This window comes from Serratia rhizosphaerae, from assembly GCF_009817885.1.
Taxonomy (GTDB): Bacteria; Pseudomonadota; Gammaproteobacteria; order Enterobacterales; family Enterobacteriaceae; genus Serratia_B; species Serratia_B rhizosphaerae.
On the sequence record NZ_CP041764.1, the window covers coordinates 3,297,867 to 3,320,597 of the forward strand.

Below are 22,731 nucleotides of genomic sequence, written 5' to 3' on the forward strand. Positions count from 1 at the left end.
CGGTGTTACTGCCGCCGGCTCAGGTTGACGCCGGTAAGGCTATCGATACCTTACTCGACTATAACCAAGCTGTGTGGATGGCGAAAGGGGATTTACGCGACGGGGAAGAGCAGGCTACCGCAAAGAGCGATAGCCATGGCGGGGTGCAATCAGCGCTCGATAACCTGAGAAACCTGGTCGCCGTTGATCTGGCGAGAGTTGCCTTTTTCATCTTGGTAGCTGATAAGGCCGGTGTCTTTATCGATCTCTGGCTTGCCCTGGGTCAGAATCATATTGCCGTCTTTGGTCGCCATCACGTAGTCGCTGGAGCAACCGGTTAAGCCAACCGCCATTGCCAGCGCGGCGGCGGCCATTACCCACTTTTTCATGCTGCGGATCCTCAATAGGAAAGAATATTTATAAGATTAGCAAATTAACGCCGGGAACTTGTCTCAGATAACTCTTATCTCCCAGAGGATAAAGAAGAAAGGCGCTAACGGCGCGCCTTTTATTGCTTATTCTGCGTTCGTCGATTTTTTGCCGCGCATCAGGTTGAGCGCTTCGACCGACATGGAGAAGAACATGGCGAAGTAGATATAGCCTTTCGGCACATGCACCTGGAAGCTTTCCAGCATCAGGGTAAAGCCGACCAGGATCAGAAACGCCAGCGCCAGCATTTTCACCGACGGGTGGCGGTCGACAAACTCGCCGATTGGCCGGGCGGCGAACATCATCACGCCAACGGCGATCACCACGGCTGCCATCATAATAAACAGGTGATCGGACAAACCGACGGCGGTAATTACCGAATCCAGGCTGAAGATAATATCCAGCAGCATAATCTGCACGATAGCGCCGAAGAAGCTGTGCACCTTGGTATGGTGCTCCTCTTCCGTGCCCTCAATGGTTTCGTGGATCTCTTTACTGGCCTTCCAAATCAGGAACAGCCCGCCGAGCAGCAGGATCAAATCTCTGGCGGAGATGTCATGGCCCATCACGTTGAATAACGGATGGGTGAGACGAATCACCCAGGCGATGGACGCCAGCAGGGCCAGACGCATCAGCATCGCGGCCGCCAGCCCCATCCTACGCGCCTTGTTCTGCTGCGCCTTCGGCAGTTTCGCCACCACCAGGGACAGGAAGATGATGTTATCGATACCCAAAACGATCTCAAGTATGGTCAGCGTACCTAACGCCAACCAGGCATTGGGATCCATAATCCACTCAAACATTGCCCAGCACACCTTAAAAAATTCAAAGGGGAAAATTATACGCGTTTATTGGCGCGGTGGCACCGTTGACTAAACGCAAATTAAACAAAAGCGATTTATATTAAGAAATGTCTTGCCAATAACGCCGCGGTAAACCCTTTTTTCAGATAGAAACCGCGCGGCAGCGTCATGATAGGCTGCCCCTGTTCGCCGATGGCCTCGGTCAGCGCTTTACTGTTGGCGGCCTTGGGGCGCAGCTGCAGGACTTCGCCATGGCGCGCAGTGATGCGTTCGACGTGGCCGAGCACGATCAGATCCATCAGCTCTTCCCAGTCACGCCGCAGCATCTCATCTTCTTCTTCACTCGGGCTCCACAACAGCGGCGAGCCGATACGCCGCTGCGCCAGCGGAATTTGCCGTTCGCCTTCCACCGGGATCCACAGGACGCGGGCCAGTTTATGACGCACATGGCTACTCTGCCAGGTGACGCCGCTGTTGCCGGTCAGCGGCGCAACGCAGACAAAGGTGGTTTCCAGCGGCTTGCCGGCGGCGTCTATCGGGATGGTTTTCAGTTCAATGCCCAGTTCGGGAAAATCCTGTTCCGGTTTGCTGCCGGCCATGGCGCCGAGGTACAGCTCCAGCAGCATGCCGACCCAGCCTTTATCGCGTTTCAGGTTTGCCGGGATGGCGAGCTGCGCCCGGGCGGCCAGCTCACCAAGACTGAACCCCGCCAGACGCTGGGCGCGTTCCAGTAGCTGTTGTTCGTTTTCCGGCGGAGGCGGCAGAGGGGAGAAAAACGCCATAGATTAAAGCCTGTTTCTGGTGGTTAAAAAATGCACGGCATTTGCACACAACCCCCGAGGTAAAAGGCGGGTTGGGGAAAACAATAATAGTAGCATGATTTTACATGGTTTTTTTTGCCGTTGGCCGATTGGAAAACATTTGTTTTGCCGCTTGTGCACCTGAAGCCACCGACAATGAACAGGATCTTACACCTATTTATCCACAGATTTATGGGATAACCCAAATATTTCCTGATTACTGGTTCGATCTACAGCCTTGACGGCGGGCGATTTTTACGAATTTGTCCGATTTGTGCGTAACTGGGACGAATAATCTGTGGATAAAAACGGCATTGGTGGATCTTTCGCCAGGGTGAGATCCTGGCCGTGCACAGATCACATTTTTCCCCTGTACATAACTGGCGAAAACGATTTACTATGCTGTTTTTAAAGTTAAAAAATAAAATTACCCGTCAGGTGGTTTTAGTACGACGTTGAGTTTTACCGGCTTATTCCTTGAGTTCTTCACACACCTATCCACAGAAAAAGTGAATAAAACCGGCCGAAAACCCCGTCCTATGTTTATAACTTTGCCAATATCTGTGAGTTATCCCAATGTTATCCGGCGCGCAGAGCCGTAAAGCAGTGGTTTACCGCCTGTAGCTTGTGTGAAACAATCAGAGCATCTATGCGAATTGAGCTTATCGAGGTAGTCCGGTGATCGACGATGATGGCTACCGCCCGAATGTTGGTATCGTAATCTGTAATCGTCAGGGGCAGGTCCTGTGGGCCCGCCGTTACGGTCAGCACTCCTGGCAGTTTCCCCAAGGTGGGATTAACCCTGGCGAAACCGCGGAACAGGCGATGTACCGTGAGCTGTTCGAAGAAGTGGGGTTGAGTAAAAAGGATGTGCGCATCCTGGCCTCGACCCGCAACTGGTTGCGCTATAAATTGCCAAAACGTTTGGTGCGTTGGGACACAAAGCCGGTTTGTATCGGCCAAAAACAGAAGTGGTTTCTGTTGCAGTTAATGTGCAGTGATGCGGATATCAATATGCAGCGCAGCAGTACGCCGGAGTTCGACGGCTGGCGTTGGGTGAGCTTCTGGTATCCGGTCCGTCAGGTGGTATCGTTCAAACGGGACGTGTACCGCCGGGTCATGAAAGAATTCGCCGCAACCGTGATGCCGCTGCAACAGCCGTCAGCGCCGCGGCAGGCGCCCGCTTATCGCCGAAAAAGAGGTTAACTCAAGCAGACTATGCTCACGCGCTTGCGAGAAATTGTTGAGAAGGTGGCCGCGGCGGCCAGTTTGACAGACGCGCTGGATATTTTGGTCAATGAAACCTGTCTGGCGATGGACACCGAAGTCTGCTCTATCTACCTGGCGGATAACGATCGCCAATGCTATTACCTGATGGCGACGCGCGGGCTGAAAAAACCGCGCGGGCGCACCATCGCCCTGGCGTTCGATGAAGGGGTGGTGGGGTTGGTGGGCAGCCGGGCAGAGCTGATTAACCTGGCCGATGCGCAGAGCCACCCCAGCTTCAAATACATTCCGCAGGTCAAGGAAGAGCATTTTCGCTCCTTCCTCGGCGTACCGATTATCCATCGTCGCCAGCTGTTCGGCGTGCTGGTGGTGCAGCAGCGCGACCTGCGGCAGTTCAACGAAAGCGAAGAGTCTTTCATGGTCACCCTGGCCACGCAGATGGCCGGGATCCTCTCGCAGTCTCAACTTAATGCGCTGTTTGGCCGCTACCGGCAGACGCGGATCCGCGCGCTGGCTGCCTCGCCGGGCGTGGCGGTGGCTGAAGGCTGGCAAGACAGCAGCCAGCCTTCGCTCGATCAGGTGTTTAAAGCCTCTACGCTGGATACCGTCAGCGAACGCGAGCGCCTGACGCTGGCGCTGGAAGAGGCCGGCGCGGAGTTTCGTCGCTTCAGCAAACGTTTTGCCGCCAGCGCGCAAAAAGAGAGTGCGGCCATCTTCGACCTATACTCCCACCTGTTAAACGACGCACGTCTGAAACGCGAGTTGTTTGCCGAAATTGACGCCGGTTCGGTGGCGGAGTGGGCGGTCAAGCAGGTGATCGAGGTATTCGCCGCCCAATTTGCCGCGTTGCAGGACACCTACATGCGTGAACGCGCCAGCGATTTGCGCGCGCTTGGCCAGCGGCTGCTTTTCCATCTTGACGATACCACGCAGGGCGCGACCCAGTGGCCGCAGCGCTTTGTGCTGGTGGCCGACGAGCTGACGGCCACCCTGCTGGCGGAGGTGCCGCCGGACCGGCTGGCCGGGGTGGTGGTGCGCGACGGCGCCGCCAACTCCCACGCGGCGATTCTGGTGCGCGCCATGGGCGTGCCGACGGTGATGGGAGCGGATATTCAGCCTTCGCTGCTGAACCGCCGCATGCTGATTGTCGACGGCTATCGCGGTGAACTGCTGGTTGACCCTGAGCCGGTGCTGCTGCAAGAGTATCAGCGGCTGATTGATGAAGAGCTGGCGTTAAGCAAACTGGCGGAAGATGACGTCGAGCAGCCGGCGCAGATGAAAAGCGGCGAACGGATCCAGGTATTGCTTAATGCCGGTTTAAGCCCGGAGCACGAGCAACTGCTGGGCGGGCGTGTCGACGGCGTCGGCCTGTACCGCACGGAAATACCGTTTATGCTGCAAAGCGGTTTTCCGTCGGAAGAAGAGCAGGTGGCGCAGTATCAGGGCATGTTGCAACTGTACCCGACCAAACCCGCGACGTTGCGCACTCTGGATATCGGTGCGGACAAGCAACTGCCCTATATGCCGATCAGCGAAGAGAACCCCTGCCTGGGCTGGCGCGGCATCCGCGTGACGCTCGATCAGCCGGAGATCTTCTTGATCCAGGTGCGGGCGATGCTGCGTGCCAATGCCGGCACCGGCAACCTGGGCATTCTGCTGCCGATGATCACCAGTCTGGATGAGATCGACGAAGCCAAAAGCTTGATTGAACGCGCCGGGCATGAGGTGGAAGAGATGCTGGGCTATGCGATTCCCAAACCGCGCATCGGCGTAATGCTGGAAGTGCCGTCGATGATCTTCCTGATCCCACATCTGGCCGAACGGATCGATTTTATCTCGGTCGGCACCAACGATTTAACCCAGTACCTGTTGGCGGTAGACCGCAACAATACCCGCGTGGCGTCGCTGTATGACAGCCTGCACCCTTCCATGCTGCGGGTGCTGCAGACGATCGTCGAGCAGGGCGAGGCCGCCGGTTTACAGGTCAGTCTGTGCGGCGAACTGGCCGGCGACCCGATTGGGGCGTTGCTGCTGGTGGGAATGGGCTACCGCCATCTCAGCATGAACGGGCGCAGCGTGGCGCGTATCAAATACCTGCTGCGGCATATCGAACTGGCGGATGCGCAGCGCCTGACGCAGGAGGTGCTGCGTGCCTCGCTGACCAATGAGGTGCGACACCTGGCCGCGACCTTTATGGAACAGCAGAATATGGGTGGCCTGGTGCGCGGTGGGCGCTGAGTCGTATTCAGACTGATTTTTTTACAGAACTTTTCCCTGCGGCCGTCCCCGGGCGTCGTTAAGCTTATGTTATGATGCGGGCCTTCCGCGGCGCGCTATGCCGGCGCCAGGCAGCGGAAAAGACCCATCTAGCGATGTAGACCCAAGATTATTCAGGTTGCCGCCGGTCGGCAACGGACTGCGACCCCGTTGGGGAAGAATAACAGACGAGTTGTGGTGATAGATGAGCAATAGCTATCTGAGATTTCCTGAGTTTGATCCGGTGCTTTTTTCCGTCGGCCCGGTCTCCCTGCACTGGTACGGCCTGATGTACCTGGTTGGCTTTGTCTTTGCCATGTGGCTGGCGGTTCGCCGGGCCAACAAGCCGGGCAGCGGCTGGACGAAAGACGAAGTGGAAAACCTGCTGTACGCCGGTTTCCTCGGCGTATTTGTCGGCGGCCGCGTGGGGTATGTTCTGTTCTACAACCTGCCATTATTCCTTGAGAACCCGCTCTATCTGTTCAAAGTCTGGGATGGCGGCATGTCGTTCCACGGCGGTCTGATGGGCGTGATTCTGGTGATGTTCTGGTTTGCACGTCGTACGAAACGCACGTTCTTCCAGGTGTCGGACTTTATTGCGCCGCTGATTCCTTTCGGCCTCGGCGCCGGCCGGCTTGGCAATTTTATCAACGGTGAGCTGTGGGGACGCGTGACGACCGACGCGCCGTGGGCGATGCTGTTCCCGGGCTCGCGCAGTGAAGATATCGCCATTGCCGCCGCCGATCCGGGCAAGTGGCTGCCGCTGCTGAACCAGTACGGCGTGCTGCCGCGCCACCCGTCGCAGCTGTATGAACTGCTGCTGGAAGGTGTGATCCTGTTTATCATTCTCAACCTGTTTATTCGTAAATCGCGGCCGATGGGCGCGGTTTCCGGCCTGTTCCTCATCGGCTACGGCGCATTCCGCATCATTGTAGAGTCGTTCCGCCAGCCGGATGCACAGCTGGGGCTGTTTGACGGCATTATCAGCATGGGGCAGATTCTGTCGATCCCGATGGTGTTGGCCGGTATTATTATGATGATCTGGGCGTACCGCCGTCGCCCGCAGCAACAAACTTCGTGAGGAAACATGAAACAGTATCTGGATTTAATGAAAAAAGTGCTCGATGAGGGCACCCCAAAAGCAGACCGCACCGGCACCGGCACGTTGTCGATTTTCGGTCACCAGATGCGTTTCAATTTGCAGGAAGGCTTCCCGTTGGTGACCACCAAAAAGTGTCACCTGCGCTCTATTATTCATGAGCTGCTGTGGTTCCTGAAAGGGGACACCAACATCGCCTATCTGCGAGAAAACAAGGTCACCATCTGGGATGAGTGGGCCGATGAAAACGGCGATCTGGGGCCGGTTTACGGCCAGCAGTGGCGCGCCTGGGGCGCAGCGGACGGTCGTCACATCGATCAGCTGAGTAAGGTGCTGCAGCAGTTGAAACAGGATCCGGACTCACGCCGTATCATCGTCTCCGCCTGGAACGTCGGCGAGCTGGACCAGATGGCGCTGGCGCCTTGCCATGCGTTTTTCCAGTTTTACGTGGCGGACGGCAAGCTGTCTTGCCAGCTGTATCAGCGCTCTTGCGACGTCTTCCTCGGTCTGCCGTTCAATATCGCCAGCTATGCGCTGCTGGTGCATATGATGGCGCAGCAGTGCGACCTGGAAGTGGGCGACTTTGTCTGGACCGGCGGCGATACGCATCTGTACAGCAACCATATGGAGCAGACCCGGCTGCAGCTGACCCGCGAGCCGCGTCCGCTGCCGAAGCTGGTGATCAAGCGTAAGCCTGACTCGCTGTTTGATTACCGCTTTGAAGATTTCGAGATTGAAGGTTACGACCCGCATCCGGCGATTAAAGCGCCGGTGGCGATCTGATTTCAGACGACGCTTGGTTCAGGGCGCAACTCCGGTTGCGCCCTTTTTCTTTGCCACCTGCCGGCGGTGATGCCGCTGAACGTTGCGCGTAACGCCGCACTTTTTCTACTTTGTCTGCCATTTGGCCCTTTTTGTTTGCGCGCCGTTTTCCAGGTCTTAACCGAGATGCTGTTATCGTTTACCCCGCTGATTACACTCAGCGTCATGAACGATAACTCTCACAACAACGCCTGCCGGCAGCGGGGAATCACGCTGATGGAACTGCTGTTGGCAGTTTTGATTAGCGCGATGCTGAGCGGTTGGGGCGTCAGTCACTGGCGGCATCACCAGCAGGCGCTGCGGCTGGAGCAGGCCGCCCAACAGCTGCTGGTGTTTTTACAACGCCTGCAGGCCGATGCCAACTGGCGCAACCGCACGGCATTGCTGTGGTTTAAACCGCATGGGCGCTGGTGCCTGGGCAGCGGCGATGAACCGGCTGACTGCCTGCAGCCGGCAAGGTGGCTTTTCGCGCCGCCGAGCGATGATATACAACTGCTCGACTTCACCCGTAAAGAGCTGGGTTTTTATGGAGTGCGCAACAGCGCGCAGGCCGGACATATCCGTCTGGGCAACCGCGCCGGTCAGTTGCAGGTAGTGCTTTCCGCCCAGGGGCGCTTGCGCATTTGCAGCATGGGGGCCGCGCTGCGCGGGATCCGCGCATGTTAACGTCAGCGCGCGGGTTCACCCTGCCTGAGGTGCTGTTGGCCATGGCGGCGGGCAGCCTGATTATTTTGGCGGCGACGAAGGCCTATCCTGCGCTGCGTCAGCAAAGCGCGGCGTTTCTCGGCGCTTATCAGCTGGAGCTAAGGCTGCGGCAGGCGGCGTTTGGTATTGAAAAAGATCTGCGCCGCGCGGGATTTTGCGCCGGGACGTGCATCGGGCGGGCGATGAGTATCGCGCGGCATGCCGGGGAGGCGCCCGACAGCTGCGTCATCGTCGCCTATGATTTGAACCGCAACGGCCGCTGGGAAGCGACGGGCGACGAGGCGGAGAAATTCGGCTACCGCTTACGTGAAGGGCGGCTTGAGCGCCAGCGCGGCGTTAGTCAGTGTAACGGCGGCGGCTGGGAAAACCTGTTTGAGCGTGACGATGTGCGCATTGAAGCCTTCAGCATTCGCCTGCTGCCGGGAAAAAACGGACGGCGCCTGCTGCGGCTGACGCTGGGCGGTCGTTCGGCGAGCGCGGAGGCGCTGACGCGCTCAATGCGGTGGGATATCAATGTGGAGGCGCCGTCAGCATGAACGGACGGGACTCTCAGCGCGGCAGCGTGCTGGCAGCGGTGATGCTGGTGCTGCTGATGGGGTTGCTGCTGCTGGGCGCTCAGCAAAAACAGCTGGATAGTGCCCTGCCGCTGGCAGTGGAACAGCGGCGCTACCTGCAGGCGTATAATCAGGCATCGTCGGCGCTGAACTGGGGGCTGGCGCAATCCTGGCCGCCGTCGTTGCTGAATGCAGGAGCGTGGCGCTGTCAGCGGCAACCTGCGTCGGGGCTACAGGCCTGCGTCAAGCGCGCCTCCCGGGCGAACATGATACTGCTGCGCGGGCGGGGGGAGGTGGCTGCGGCGGAACCGCTCTGGCTGTACCAGCTGACCACGCCGGATGCGCATGCTCGCCTGCGGGCAGAACCGGGCGGCTGGCTGGATTTTTGCCCGGAAAAGGATGCTGCGGCCTGTGCGGATTAACGGCAACAGCGGGGTGGGCCGGCATCAGCGCGGCTTCAGCCTGCCGGAAGTATTAATCGCGGCGCTGTTATTCTCGGTGTCGCTGCTCGGCCTGTTACAATACCATCAGGTATTATTACAGGGGCTGCAGCGGCAATGGCAGTATCGGCAGGCCTGGTCGCTGGCCCATCAGCAGTTGGAGCAGTTGGCCGCCGGTCGCGACGCCGACGATGCCATGGCGCCCGGCTGGCGGCGCGAGCTGCAGTACGGCGATATTGACGGTGCTTGCCGGCAGGTCACGGTCACGATAGCTACGCCACTGCATCAACAGGCCCAGCTTAGCCGCTGGTATTGCGGCGACGACTAATACGGCGTGTATATGGTTTTCAAGGAGCCTCATGTTTACGGTTTATCATTCCAATCAGCTGGACGTGCTGAAAACGCTAACCAGCGCCCTGATCGCCAGAGAACCGTTGGCAGACCCTTTCCAGCAGGAGGTCGTGCTGGTGCAAAGTCCGGGGATGGCGCAGTGGCTGCAGATGCAGCTGGCCGCGCAGTTCGGGATTGCCGCCAATATCGAATTTCCGCTGCCGGCGACCTTTATCTGGGACATGTTTACCCGAGTGCTGCCGGGCATCCCTAAAGAGAGCGCCTTCAGTAAAGACGCCATGACCTGGAAGCTGATGTGGCTGCTGCCCGATATGCTGACACAGCCCGAGTTTGCCCCGCTGCAGCACTACCTGACCGACGACGGCGATAAGCGCAAGATCCACCAGCTTGCCGGACGCGTAGCTGATCTGTTCGACCAATATCTGGTGTACCGGCCGCAGTGGTTGGAAAGCTGGCAACGCGGGGAGTTGGTCGCCGATCTGCCTGAGGCGCAGCAGTGGCAGGCGCCGCTGTGGGCGCGGCTGGTGCAGTATACCCAGGAACTGGGGCAGCCGGAGTGGCACCGTGCCAACCTGTATCGCCGCTTTATTGCCACGCTGGAGCAGGCGGAACAGTGCCCGACGGGGCTGCCGAAACGGGTATTTATCTGCGGCATTTCAGCGTTGCCGCCGGTCTATCTGGAGGCGCTGCAGGCACTGGGCAGGCATATTGATATTCACCTGATGTTCACTAACCCGTGCCGTTACTACTGGGGTGATATTCAGGACTATGCATTTCTGGCACGGCTGCAAAGCCGTAAGCGGCGTCGCCACCACCAGGCGCAGGAGCAGGGGTTATTCCGCGATCCTGAACAGGCGGCGCAGCTGTTCGACGCCGAAGGCGAGCAGCAGTTGAGCAACCCGCTGCTGGCGTCATGGGGCAAGTTGGGACGAGACCATCTGTATCTGTTGGCGCAGATGGAAACGCTGCAGGAGGTTGACGCTTTTGTCGATATCCCGGCGGACAACATGCTGCACGGCATACAGCGCGATATGCTGGAGCTGGAGGATTGCGCGGTGATCGGCACCACGCCGGAAACTTTTGAACGCAGCGATGCCAAGCGCCTGTTGGAGCCCGACGATCGCTCACTCAGTCTGCACGCCTGCCACAGCCCGCAGCGTGAGGTCGAAGTGCTGCATGACCAACTGCTGGCGATGCTGGCGGGCGACCCGCAGCTTACCGCGCGCGATATCATTGTGATGGTCGCCGATATTGACAGCTATACGCCGTATATTCAGGCGGTGTTCGGCAACGCGCCGGCGGATCGCTACCTGCCGTTTGCCATTTCCGACCGTAAAGCGCGTCAGGCTCATCCGGCGTTGCAGGCGTTTATCTCATTGCTGGATTTGCCACAGAGCCGCTTTACCTCTGAACAGGTGCTGCTGCTACTGGAGGTACCGGCTCTGGCCGCACGCTTTGCCATTCAGGAGGAGGGGCTGCGCCTGCTGCGCCACTGGGTGGCTGAATCCGGCGTACGCTGGGGGCTGGATGATGACAACGTGCGCGAGCTGGCGCTGCCGACCACCGGCCAGCACACCTGGCGCTTCGGCATTACCCGCATGCTGCTGGGCTATGCCATGGACAGCAACGTCGGCGACTGGCAGGGTGTGCTGCCGTACGATGAGTCCAGCGGGCTGGCGGCGGAGCTGGCGGGCCAACTGGCAGAACTGCTGACGCAGCTTGGCCAGTGGCGTCAGCGTCTCAGCGAAACGCGCACCCTGGCGGAGTGGGCGCCGCTGTGCCGCCAGCTGCTGGAGAGTTTTTTTGCCGCCGATGGCGACACGGAAGCCGCGCTGGCGCTGATAGAAAAGCAGTGGCACCAGGTGTTGGAACATGGCGTTAATGCGCAGTATCCCGACGCGGTTCCGCTGAGCCTGCTGCGTGACGAGCTGGCGGCGCGTCTCGATCAGGAGCGGATCAGCCAGCGTTTTCTGGCCGGGCAGATCAACTTCTGCACGCTGATGCCGATGCGTTCCATCCCGTTCAAGGTGGTGTGCCTGCTCGGCATGAACGACGGCGTTTACCCGCGCACGCTGCCGCCGCTGGGCTTTGATCTGATGGCGCAGCAGGTGAAACGTGGCGACCGCAGCCGCCGCGACGACGACCGTTATCTGTTCCTGGAAGCCATTTTGTCCGCGCAGGAAAAATTGTATATCAGCTTTATCGGCCGCTCGATTCAGGACAACAGCGAACGTTATCCCTCGGTGCTGGTGACGGAGTTACTGGAGTACCTGCAGCAGAGTTACCGTCTGCCGGGAGATGAGGAACGGGATGTCGACGCCAGCGCGCGCCGGGTTAGCGAACATTTACTTCGCTGGCATGCCCGTATGCCGTTTGCTGCGGAAAATTTCATGCCGGACAGCGAGGCGCAAAGCTACGCCGCCGAATGGCTGCCGGCCGCCGACGGACGCGGCCAGGCGCACCCCGAGTTCAACCAGCCGCTGCCGCCCGAACCCAAAACACAGATCGCGCTGGATGAGCTGCAGCGTTTTTATCGCCACCCGATCCGCGCATTCTTCCAGCAGCGTCTGGGCGTTAGCTTTGTTCTGGAAGAGACCGAGCTGCCGGACGAAGAGCCGTTTACGCTGGATAATCTCAGCCGCTATCAGTACAACAACCAACTGCTGAACGCGCTGATTGACGGCGACGATGCGGCAAAATTGTATCAGCGCATCAGGGCCTCCGGCGGTTTGCCTTACGGCGCTTTCGGCGAGATTTACTGGCAGAAGCAACAGGAAGAGATGCAGGATCTGGCGGCGCAGGTGCGTGAGGAGCGCAAGACAAGCGGCAGCCTGGAATTGGATATCGATGTGGCGGGCGTGCATATCGGCGGCTGGCTGCATCAGGTGCAGGAAGATGGCCTGCTGCGCTGGCGGCCGGCCGCTCTGTCGGCGGTGGACGGCATTCTGCTGTGGCTGGAGCATTTGCTGTATTGCTGCGCGGGCGGTCAGGGGGAAAGCCGCATGCTGGGGCGCAAGAACTCAGTCTGGCGTTTTGCCGCGCTGCCGGCGGAAGCCGCGCAAGAGCAGTTGGCGGAGCTGGTGGCTGGCTATCAGCGCGGCCTGTGCCAGCCTCTGATGCTGCTTAATAAGAGCGGTTGGGCCTGGTTAAGCCAGTGTTATCAGCCGGAAAATCAGGCGATTGACTGGAACGAAGAGACGCAGAGTAAAGCGCGCGGTAAGCTGCTGCAGGCCTGGCAGGGCGATCAGCGCATTCCCGGCGAAGGGGAGGACCCTTATGTCCAGCGGGTGCTGCGTCAGCTGGATAGTGAGGCCCTGGCGCAAATTTTAGCGGAAACAGAACGTTATTTGCTGCCGCTTGCCAGATATAACCTGGGATAATGGGCCTGGGTGGTGCGCCGTGGCAGGAGGTGGTAAAACTAGGGCTCGCCATGGGTGAATACCGGGTTTTACCGTGACAGTAAGTACTTACCGGGGAGCGGCCGATACGGCGTATTTTTACGCGGCAACCTGCCCGGTATGACATTTTGTTGTTTTTTATCGGCCTCGTCGGCGACTAGGAGCAGACGCCGCGGGGCGGAAATAGGGGTTTAATTTGGATATGCGCAGACGTTGGGCCCGTTTTTGCGGGGTAATGTTGTTGGTAGTCTTTTGGGCACCGTCAGGCTGGGCTGAGCAGGGATGGCAGCCGCTGGCGGAGAAAATCCATAAAAGCGAGCACGATCCGCGCCATTACCAGGCCATCAAGCTGGCTAACGGCATGACGGTGCTGCTGGTTTCCGATGAGCAGGCTCCCAAATCGCTGGCCGCATTGGCTCTGCCGGTCGGTTCCCTGGAAGATCCTGACAGCCAGCTGGGGTTGGCGCACTATCTGGAACATATGGTGCTGATGGGCTCCAAGCGTTATCCGGATCCGGAAAACCTGTCCGAATTCCTCAAAAAACACGGCGGCAGCCACAATGCCAGCACCGCGTCGTACCGCACCGCCTACTATCTGGAGGTGGAAAACGATGCTCTGGCGCCGGCCGTCGACCGCATGGCCGATGCGATCGCCGAACCGCTGCTGGATCCCGGCAATGCGGATAAAGAGCGCAATGCGGTCAACGCCGAGCTGACCATGGCGCGCTCGCGTGACGGCATGCGTATGGCGCAGGTGGGAGCGGAAACGTTGAATCCGGCGCACCCGAGCGCGCGCTTTTCCGGCGGCAACCTTGATACGCTGAAGGACAAGCCCGGCAGCAAGCTGCATGCGGAACTGACGACGTTCTATCAACGCTATTACTCCGCCAATCTGATGGTCGGCGTGCTCTACAGCAGTCAGCCGCTGCCGCAGCTGGCAGCGCTGGCGGCGAAAACTTTTGGCCGGGTGCCGGACCATCAGGCCAGTGTGCCGCCGATTACCGTGCCGGCGGTAACCAAGGCGCAACAGGGCGTCATTATCAATTACGTTCCGGCACAGCCGCGCAAACAGCTGAAAGTCGAGTTCCGTATTGATAACAACAGCGCGGCTTTCCGCAGTAAGACCGATACCTATATCAGCTATCTGATCGGCAACCGCAGTAAAAATACGCTGTCTGACTGGCTGCAGCAGCAGGGGCTGGCCGATGCCATTAACGCAGGCGCCGATCCGGTGGTAGATCGCAACGGCGGGGTGTTTGTCATCAGCGTCTCGTTGACGGACAAGGGGCTGGCGAAACGCGACCAGGTAGTGGCCGCTATCTTCAACTATCTGAAAATGCTGCGCCAGCAGGGCGTCAAAAAAAGCTATTTTGATGAGATTGCGCACGTGTTGAATCTGGATTTCCGCTACCCGTCGATCACCCGCAACATGGACTATATCGAATGGCTGGTGGATACCATGCTGCGCGTGCCGGTCGAGCATACGCTGGATGCGCCTTATCTGGCGGACCGTTACGATCCGGAGGCTATTGCGCAGCGTCTGGATGAAATGACGCCGCAAAACGCCCGCGTCTGGTTTATCAGCCCGAACGAGCCGCATAACAAAACGGCATACTTTGTCGATGCGCCGTATCAGGTGAATAAAATCACCCCGCAGCGTTTCGAACAGTGGCAGCGCCTGGGACAGGCGATCTCTTTGTCGCTGCCGACGCTGAACCCGTATATTCCGGATGACTTTACCCTCACAACGCCGTCACACCGCTTTACTCAGCCGGAAGTGGTGGTGAATCAGCCGGGGCTGCGCGTGCTGTATATGCCGAGCCGCTATTTTGCCGATGAGCCGAAGGCCGACGTGACCGTTGCCTTCCGTAACGCCGAGACCATGAATTCGGCGCGCAATCAGGTGTTGTTCTCGCTGACGGATTATCTGGCCGGCATCGCGCTGGATCAACTGAGCTATCAGGCTTCGGTCGGCGGTCTGAGCTTCAGTACCTCGCCGAGCAATGGCCTGCTGTTTAATGCCAACGGCTTTACCCAGCGTTTACCGCAGCTGCTGACGTCGTTGATCGAAGGCTACGCCGGGTTTACGCCGACGCAGGCGCAGCTGGAGCAGGCGAAGTCCTGGTACCTGCAACAGCTGGATGCCGCTGAGAAGGGCAAAGCCTTCGAACTGGCGCTCCAGCCGATTCAGATGGTGTCGCGTGTGCCCTACTCAGAGCGCAGCGAACGGCGGAAAGTGCTGAAAACCCTGACGTTGCAAGACGTGCTTGCCTACCGTGACGGCCTGCTGAAAAATGCCACGCCGGAAATGCTGGTGGTGGGCAATATGAGTAAACCGCAGGTTGATCAACTGGCGTCCGCACTGAAGCAAAGCCTTGCCTGCCGCGGCATAACATGGTGGCACGGGGAAAATGTCCAGGTCGCTAAAAAACAGCTGGCGAATCTGCAGCGCACCGGCAGCAGCACCGATTCGGCGCTGGCGGCGGTCTATATCCCAACCGGCTATGATGAAATCAGCGGCATGGCGCACAGCTCGTTGCTGGGGCAGATTATTCAGCCCTGGTTCTATAGCCAGTTGCGCACTCAGGAACAGCTGGGGTATGCGGTCTTTGCTTTCCCGATGTCGGTCGGGCGGCAGTGGGGCGTAGGCTTCCTGCTGCAGAGCAACAGTAAGCAGCCGAACTATCTCTACCAGCGCTATCAGGATTTTTATCCGAAGGCGGAAAAACGGCTGCGCGAGATGAGCGCCGCGGACTTTGCCCAGTATCAGCAGGCGCTGATTAATGAACTGAAGCAGCGGCCACAAACGCTGAGTGAGGAAGCGGGGCGCTTTAGCAACGACTTCGAGCGTGGCAACTTCGCCTTTGATACGCGGCAGAAGCTGATCGCGCAGATACAGCAACTGACGCCGGCTAAACTGGCGGACTTCTTCCACCAGGCGGTGATACAGCCGCAGGGGTTGGCGGTGCTGTCTCAGGTCAGCGGCAGCAGCCAGGACAAAGCCGATTATGCGGCGCCGCAGGGCTGGAGCGCTTATCCGAACGCATCCGCACTACAGCAAACCATGCCGCGCCAGGTGGTTAAACCATGACGACGCTGGCTCCGCAAACGCTCGATCCGTTAACGCTGCCGCTCTGCGGTGAACGGCTGATTGAAGCCTCGGCGGGGACCGGCAAGACCTTCACCATCGGCGCGTTGTATCTGCGCCTGCTGTTGGGGTTGGGTAAGCAGGCGGCGTTTTCCCGCCCGCTGACGGTAGAGGAAATTTTAGTGGTGACCTTTACCGAGGCCGCCACCGAAGAGCTGCGCGGCCGTATTCGCAGCAATATTCACGGGCTGCGCATCGCCTGTATCCGCGGGCGTGAGCACTGCAACAACCCGCTGTTCGCTGCGTTAATGGCGGAGATTGACGACCTGGCGGATGCGGCGGCGCAGCTGTTGGCCGCGGAGCGGCAAATGGATGAGGCGGCGATCTATACCATCCATGGCTTCTGTCAACGTATGCTGACCCAGAACGCCTTTGAGTCCGGCATTTTATTTGAGCAGACGCTGGTGCAGGATGAGCTGCCTCTGCGCCGGCAGGCCTGCGCTGACTTTTGGCGCCGCCATTGCTACCCGCTGCCGCTGGACGTTGCGCGCGCGGTCAGCCAGGAGTGGAGCGGGCCGGAAGCTTTGCTGAGCGACCTGTCCGCCTATCTGCACGGGGAGGCGCCAACGCTGCGCCAACCGCCGCAGGAGGATGAAACGCTGCTGGCGCGCCACCAGAAGATCGTGGCGCGTATTGAAGCCATCAAAGCGCAATGGATCGCGGTGGCGGCCGATCTGCATGACCTTATCAGCAGTTCCGGCGTGGATAAACGCAGCTACAGCAGCAAGCACTTGCCCAATTGGCTACATAAGGTCGGCGAGTGGGCCGGGCAGGAAACGCAGGATTATCAACTGCCGAAGGAACTGGAAAAATTCCGCCAGTCGACGCTGCTGGAAAAAACCAAGAAGGGCGAGGCGCCGCGTCATGCCCTGTTTGACGCCGTTGATGGTCTGTTTGCCGAACCGCTGACGCTGCGCGACCTGCTGATGGCGCGTGCGCTGAGTGAGATCCGCACCTCGATTCAGCAGGAAAAGCGTCAGCGTGCCGAATTGGGGTTTGACGACCTGCTGAGCCGGTTGGACGGCGCGCTGCAGAGCGCTGGCGGCGAGCATCTGGCGCAGGCGATACGTCAGCGTTATCCGGTGGCGATGATTGATGAATTTCAGGATACCGATCCGCAGCAGTACCGCATTTTCCACAAGTTATATGTGGGGCAGGCGGCGTGCGGACTGCTGTTGATTGGCGATCCCAAACAGGCGATTTACGCGTTCCGCGGCGCGGACATTTTCACCTATATGCGCGCCCGCTCTGAGGTGAGCGCCCACTATACGCTGGAAACCAACTGGCGCTCTTCCCCGACGATGGTCGGCAGTGTCAACCGGTTGTTCTCCCGGCTGGAAAAACCGTTTCTGTTCGGCGAGATCCCGTTTATTGACGTGGCGGCGGCGGATAAGAACCAGAAACTGGCGTTTGAACTGCATAATCAGCCTCAGGCCGCCATGCACTTCTGGCTGCAGCCGGGCGATGGCGTCGGAGTAAGCGACTACCAACAGCAGATGGCGCGCCTGTGCGCGACGCAAATTCGCGACTGGCTGACTGCAGGGCAGCGCGGAGAAGCCTGGTTGACAGATGGCGACAAGCGCCGGCCGGTACAGGCGTCGGATATCACCATTCTGGTACGCAGCCGGGCGGAAGCGGCGCTGGTGCGCGATGCGCTCAGCCTGTTGGCGATTCCTTCGGTATACCTGTCGAATCGCGACAGCGTGTTTGATACGCCGGAAGCCAAAGATTTGCTGTGGCTGCTGCAGGCGGTACTGGCGCCGGAGCAGGAGCGGACCTTACGCAGCGCGATGGCGACCGGCCTGCTGGGGCTGGATGCGCCGACGCTGGATGCGCTGAATCATAACGAGCGGGCGTGGGACGCGCTGGTTGAAGAGTTTGATCAATACCGTACGCTGTGGCTGCGGCGCGGCGTATTGCCGATGCTGCGCGAGGTGATGACGCAGCGGCATCTGGCAGAGAACCTGCTGGCCAGCTCCGGCGGCGAGCGGCGTCTGACCGATGTGATGCACCTGGGGGAACTGCTGCAGGAAGCGTCGGCGCAGCTCGACAGCGAGCATGCGCTGGTACGCTGGCTGGCGCAGCAGATTGCCCAGCCGAACAGCCAGTCGGACAACCAGCAGCTGCGTCTGGAAAGCGACCGCCACCTGGTGCAGGTAATGACGATTCACAAGTCCAAGGGGCTGGAGTATCCGCTGGTCTGGCTGCCGTTTGTCGGCAATTATCGCCAGCAGCAGCAGGTGCTGTATCACGATCGGCACAGTTTCAAAGCCCTGCTGGATTTGAATGCCGATGAAGAAAGCATCGCCTGGGCGGAAGAAGAGCGGTTGGCGGAGGATTTGCGCCTGCTGTATGTTGCGCTGACGCGTTCGGTGTACCACTGCAGCATCGGTATTGCACCGCTTATTCAGGGAACGCGCAAAAAGCAGGGAGAGACGGATTTGCATCGCAGTGCGCTGGGGTATCTGGTGCAGGGCGGTCAGGCGGGGGATGCCGCCTATTTGCAGGGCTGTCTTCAGCAGTTGGCCGATGAAAGCATTGCGCTTTCGCTGCTTGAGGCGCTTGATGAGCAGCCCTGGCAGCCGCAAAGTATGAAAGCAGAGCAGCTGGCGGCCAGACAGGTCAGCCGACAGATGCAGGATTTTTGGCGGGTGACCAGCTATACCGGCCTGCAGCAACACGGCGCCGGCTTGATGCAGGATCTGCTGCCTCGTCTGGATGTCGATGCTGCGGGTGAGCAGACGGCTGAAAGTGAGCCGTCACTGACCCCGCACACCTTTCCACGCGGCGCTGCGCCAGGCACCTTTTTGCACAGTCTGTTTGAAACGCTGGATTTTACCCAGCCGCTGGATCCCGACTGGCTGGCGGAGCAGCTGCAGTTGAACGGCTATGATGCGTGTTGGCAGCCGGTGCTGCAGACGTGGATGGAGACGCTGCTGCAGACCGTACTGAATGACAGCGGCGTCACGCTGGCGCAGCTGACGCCGCAGGCTAAACAGGCTGAGCTGCAGTTTTATCTGCCGATCGGCCAGCTGCTGCAGGCATCGCAGTTGGATGCGCTGGTGAAGCAGTATGATCCACTGTCGGCACGCTGTCCGGCGTTGGATTTCCAACGGGTGCAAGGGATGCTGAAAGGCTTTATCGATCTGATTTTCTGCTGGCGGGGAAAATATTACCTGCTCGACTATAAGTCCAACTGGCTGGGGGAAGACAGCAGCGCCTATACGCAGCCGGCGATGGCGCAGGCGATGGCGGAACACCGTTACGATCTGCAGTACCAGCTGTATACCCTGGCGCTGCATCGCTATCTGCGTCACCGCCTGATGGACTATGACTACCAGCGCCACTTTGGCGGCGTGATTTATCTGTTTTTGCGCGGCGTCGATGGCCAGCATCCCGGCAACGGCATTTTTGCCTGCCGGCCCGAAGCCGATTTGGTGGAGGGTATGGACCGGCTGTTCAGCGGCGACGATACCCTGGGGGAATCTGAAGCATGATGCAGCTACTCCAACAGGCGGTCACGCTTGGCGTGCTGCGACCGCTAGACGTACAGTTCGCCCAGGTGGTCGCCGAGCCGGAACGGCCGGATATGCTGTTGGCGGCAGCCTGCCTCAGCGCGGAAGCCGGCGCCGGCCACGTCTGTCTGCAACTGGATCAACTGTTGCCGGAGACGCTGTTCGGCGCGCGTCAGCCCGAGCTGGCGCAGGCGGTCTGGCAGGCTGCCGGTCAGCCGGACGTTGACGAATGGCGGCGTTTGCTGCAGTCGTCTGCTGCGGTCAGCGATGGTAGCCTGCCGACACCGTTGGTGCTGCAGCAGCAGCGGCTCTATCTGCAGCGTATGTGGCAAAGCGAAGGCGAGGTGGCGGCCTTTATCGGCAGTGACGATATGCCGCAGGATATTGAGCCGCAGCGGCTGCGTCCGATTCTGGATCGCCTGTTTGGCGAAGCGGAAGCCACGCCGGACTGGCAGAAAATCGCCGCCGCCGTTGCCGCCACGCGGCGGATTGCGGTGATTTCCGGCGGGCCGGGCACCGGTAAAACCACCACCGTGGCAAAGCTGCTGGCGGCGCTGGTGCAGTTGGCTGAGGGGGAACGGCTGCGCATTCAGCTTGCTGCGCCGACCGGGAAAGCGGCGGCGCGGTTGACCGAATCGCTCGGCAGCGCCAGCCGCCGGCTGGGACTGACGGCGCAGCAGCTGAGCCTGTTCCCCTCTGAGGCCGCAACGCTGCACCGCCTGCTGGGCGCGCAGCCGAACAGCCAGCGCATGCGCTATCATCGCGGCAACCCGCTGCATCTGGACGTGCTGGTGGTGGATGAGGCCTCAATGGTGGACTTGCCGATGATGGCGCGCCTGATAGCCGCTCTGCCTGAACATGCCAGAGTGATCTTCCTCGGCGACCGCGATCAGCTGGCCTCGGTGGAGGCGGGCGCGGTGCTGGGAGATATTTGCCGCTTTGCCGAGCAGGGCTACAGCGAGGCGCGAGCGGCGCAGCTTAGCCAACTGACCGGCTGTACGCTGCTGGGGCAACCGGTGCAGGCGGCTGCGGCGGTGCGCGATAGCCTGTGCCTGCTGCGTAAAAGCTACCGCTTTGACGCCAATTCGGGCATTGGGCAGCTGGCGTTTGCGGTTAACGCCGGCGATGTCAGGGGCGCTCGTGCGGCGCTCGGCGGCCGTTTTAGCGACGTAGCCGGTTATCCACTGGCGGAAACGGCGGACTATCAGGCGCTGCTGGATGCCTGTGTGGCGGGCTATCGCGATTACCTGACGCAGGTGGCCGCCGGCGTCGATGCGCAACAGGTGCTGGATGCGTTTGGGCGTTTTCAGGTGTTGTGCGCTCTGCGGGAAGGTCCGTTCGGCGTCAGCGGGTTGAATGAACGGATTGAAAGCGCTCTGCAGCGCGTCGGGCTGATACGGCGTACGCCCGGCGCCGCGGGACGCTGGTATCGGGGGCGTCCGGTGATGATTGGCCGCAACGACAGCGCACTGGGGCTGTTTAACGGCGATATCGGCATTGCCTTGCCGGATGAGGCAGGGGAATTGCGTGTTCACTTCCAACTGCCGGACGGTAGCATCAAGTCGGTGCAGCCAAGCCGCTTACCGGCGCATGAAACCGCCTATGCGATGACGGTGCATAAGTCGCAGGGGTCGGAATTCGATCATACGGTGCTGGTGTTGCCCAACCATTATCTGCCGGTGCTGACGCGGGAGCTGGTGTACACCGCGATTACCCGCGCGCGTCAGAGGCTGTCGCTGTATGCTGTTGATAAGGTATTGATGAGCGCCGTGCGTACGCCGACGCAGCGCCGTAGCGGGCTGGCGGAACGTCTGATGATGGCAGACGATGAACAGGGGCGTTAATACGCCCCTGCATAACTTACAGATCGGCCAGCAGGATTTTTGAGCGGCGCTGATAGTTGTACAGCGCCTGTTTCTGCATCGGCAGTACGTCAACCTCCGCCGGCGTGAAGCCCCGCTCCTGGAACCAGTGAATACTGCGGGTGGTAAGCACGAACAGTTTTTGCAGTCCCATCTGCCGCGCCTGGCTTTCCACCCGCTGCAGCAGCATTTCGCCGCGTGATGAACTGCGGTAGTCCGGATGCACCGCCACGCAGGCCATCTCGCCAATCTTCTCTTCCGGGAAGGGGTAGAGGGCCGCACAGGCGATAGTCAGGTTATCCCGCTCAATAATGGTGAACTTATCGATCTCCATCTCCAACTGCTCGCGTGAGCGACGCACCAGAATGCCCTGTTGTTCCAGCGGGCGAATCAGTTCGAGAATGCCGCCGATGTCGTTGATGGTTGCTCGCCGCACCTGTTCGGCGCTTTCCATCACGATCTGCGTACCGATACCGTCACGGGAGAACAGCTCTTGCACCAGCGCGCCGTCTTCCTGGTAGCTGATCAGGTGACAGCGCCGCACGCCGCTGCGGCAGGCTTTTACCGCACCGCGCAGGAAGCGGACGGTGCCGGAGTGGTAGTCGCCGTTCTCCTCCAGCGCATCCAGACGTTTCTGCGCATCGTTAGGGAACAGTTCGGAGATAATCTCGCCCTCGGTGTCGGTTACCCCCTGTGAAGAACAAAAGCCGATCATCTTTTCCGCTTTCAGCTTGCTGGCCAACTGGGTCGCTACTTCTTCTGAGGTCAGGTTGAAGCTTTCACCGGTGACGGAAACCGCCACCGGGCCGATCAGTACGATGGCGCCGCTGTCGAGCTGACGGTGAATAGCCTCTTCATCAATACGACGGATACGCCCGCTGTGGTGGTAATCCACCCCGTCATCGATACCCAGCGGCTGGGCGATAATAAAGTTACCGCTGACTACGTTGATATGCGCGCCCTGCAGCGGGGTATTGTTCAGGCTCATCGACAGCCGGGCGGTGATATCCAACTGCAGCAGGCCGGCAGCCTGCTTGACCAGCTCCAGCGTCGGCGCATCGGTCACACGGGTATGTTTGTGATAAAGCGGTTCGAGATGATGCTGCGCCAGGTTGGCATCAATCTGCGGTCGTGCGCCGTAGACCACCACCAGGCGGATGCCCAGGCTGTGCAGCAACCCGATATCGTTAACGATATTAGTGAAGTTTTCATGCTCAATCGCCTCGCCACCGAGCATCACGACGAATGTCTTGCCGCGGTGGGCGTTGATATAGGGAACTGAGTGACGGAATCCTTGAACCAGCTCTGTACTACGTTCCTTCACGGCAAACCTCATGTGAATA

General features: G+C 59.6%; 16 protein-coding genes. 12 read left to right on the forward strand and 4 right to left on the reverse strand.

From position 1 onward, the window contains the following. Positions 1-149: 149 nt before the first annotated feature. The 3 genes from FO014_RS15365 to mutH all read right to left on the reverse strand — a co-directional run bounded on the left by FO014_RS15365 (position 150) and on the right by mutH (position 1,993). Positions 150-368, reverse strand: coding sequence for a YgdI/YgdR family lipoprotein (locus FO014_RS15365; RefSeq protein ID WP_160030161.1), 219 nt, complete (start codon positions 366-368; stop codon positions 150-152). 126 nt (positions 369-494) lie between these two features. After that, positions 495-1,211 carry a TerC family protein gene (locus FO014_RS15370; protein WP_160030162.1) on the reverse strand — a complete coding sequence of 239 codons (717 nt, stop codon included), beginning with the start codon at positions 1,209-1,211 and terminating at the stop codon, positions 495-497. 95 nt (positions 1,212-1,306) lie between these two features. Beyond that, entirely contained in the window at positions 1,307-1,993 is a 687-nt protein-coding gene (mutH, locus tag FO014_RS15375; protein ID WP_160030163.1) for a DNA mismatch repair endonuclease MutH, read from the reverse strand. A 696-nt stretch (positions 1,994-2,689) separates the two neighbouring features. Here mutH and rppH point away from each other — a divergent pair. The 12 genes from rppH (at position 2,690) to recD (ending at position 21,370) form a co-directional block, all read left to right on the forward strand. Then, positions 2,690-3,217: an RNA pyrophosphohydrolase gene (gene rppH / locus FO014_RS15380; protein ID WP_015673597.1), complete on the forward strand. Its 528-nt coding sequence runs from the start codon at positions 2,690-2,692 to the stop codon at positions 3,215-3,217. Between the two features lie 12 nt (positions 3,218-3,229). Then, positions 3,230-5,476, forward strand: a complete 2,247-nt coding sequence (gene ptsP / locus FO014_RS15385; protein WP_160030164.1) for a phosphoenolpyruvate--protein phosphotransferase — start codon at positions 3,230-3,232, stop codon at positions 5,474-5,476. A 223-nt stretch (positions 5,477-5,699) separates the two neighbouring features. Continuing rightward, positions 5,700-6,575 (forward strand): prolipoprotein diacylglyceryl transferase, encoded by an 876-nt coding sequence (lgt, locus tag FO014_RS15390; protein WP_160030165.1) that lies wholly within the window; start codon positions 5,700-5,702, stop codon positions 6,573-6,575. Between the two features lie 6 nt (positions 6,576-6,581). Continuing rightward, positions 6,582-7,376 carry a thymidylate synthase gene (gene thyA, locus FO014_RS15395; RefSeq protein ID WP_160030166.1) on the forward strand — a complete coding sequence of 265 codons (795 nt, stop codon included), beginning with the start codon at positions 6,582-6,584 and terminating at the stop codon, positions 7,374-7,376. A 204-nt stretch (positions 7,377-7,580) separates the two neighbouring features. After that, positions 7,581-8,081 carry a prepilin peptidase-dependent protein gene (locus FO014_RS15400; protein WP_160031424.1) on the forward strand — a complete coding sequence of 167 codons (501 nt, stop codon included), beginning with the start codon at positions 7,581-7,583 and terminating at the stop codon, positions 8,079-8,081. Then, positions 8,075-8,656 (forward strand): prepilin peptidase-dependent protein, encoded by a 582-nt coding sequence (locus FO014_RS15405; protein WP_160030167.1) that lies wholly within the window; start codon positions 8,075-8,077, stop codon positions 8,654-8,656. The genes FO014_RS15400 and FO014_RS15405 overlap by 7 nt, the downstream gene beginning before the upstream one ends. Continuing rightward, positions 8,653-9,096, forward strand: a complete 444-nt coding sequence (locus FO014_RS15410) for a YgdB family protein (RefSeq protein ID WP_160030168.1) — start codon at positions 8,653-8,655, stop codon at positions 9,094-9,096. The genes FO014_RS15405 and FO014_RS15410 overlap by 4 nt, the downstream gene beginning before the upstream one ends. Then, positions 9,074-9,442 (forward strand): prepilin-type N-terminal cleavage/methylation domain-containing protein, encoded by a 369-nt coding sequence (locus FO014_RS15415; protein ID WP_160030169.1) that lies wholly within the window; start codon positions 9,074-9,076, stop codon positions 9,440-9,442. The genes FO014_RS15410 and FO014_RS15415 overlap by 23 nt, the downstream gene beginning before the upstream one ends. Before the next feature lie 31 nt (positions 9,443-9,473). Further along, complete coding sequence (gene recC, locus FO014_RS15420) at positions 9,474-12,845, forward strand: exodeoxyribonuclease V subunit gamma (protein WP_160030170.1); 3,372 nt, start codon at positions 9,474-9,476, stop codon at positions 12,843-12,845. A 220-nt stretch (positions 12,846-13,065) separates the two neighbouring features. Next, positions 13,066-15,954: a pitrilysin gene (gene ptrA / locus FO014_RS15425; RefSeq protein ID WP_160030171.1), complete on the forward strand. Its 2,889-nt coding sequence runs from the start codon at positions 13,066-13,068 to the stop codon at positions 15,952-15,954. Next, on the forward strand, positions 15,951-19,508 hold the full coding sequence (recB, locus tag FO014_RS15430; RefSeq protein WP_160030172.1) for an exodeoxyribonuclease V subunit beta: 3,558 nt from the start codon (positions 15,951-15,953) through the stop codon (positions 19,506-19,508). Before ptrA ends, recB begins: the two co-directional genes overlap by 4 nt. After that, on the forward strand, positions 19,505-21,370 hold the full coding sequence (recD, locus tag FO014_RS15435; protein ID WP_160030173.1) for an exodeoxyribonuclease V subunit alpha: 1,866 nt from the start codon (positions 19,505-19,507) through the stop codon (positions 21,368-21,370). Before recB ends, recD begins: the two co-directional genes overlap by 4 nt. 16 nt (positions 21,371-21,386) lie before the next feature. Here the strand turns inward: recD and argA are convergent, their stop codons facing one another. Continuing rightward, complete coding sequence (gene argA / locus FO014_RS15440; RefSeq protein WP_201282870.1) at positions 21,387-22,724, reverse strand: amino-acid N-acetyltransferase; 1,338 nt, start codon at positions 22,722-22,724, stop codon at positions 21,387-21,389. Positions 22,725-22,731: the final 7 nt, after the last annotated feature.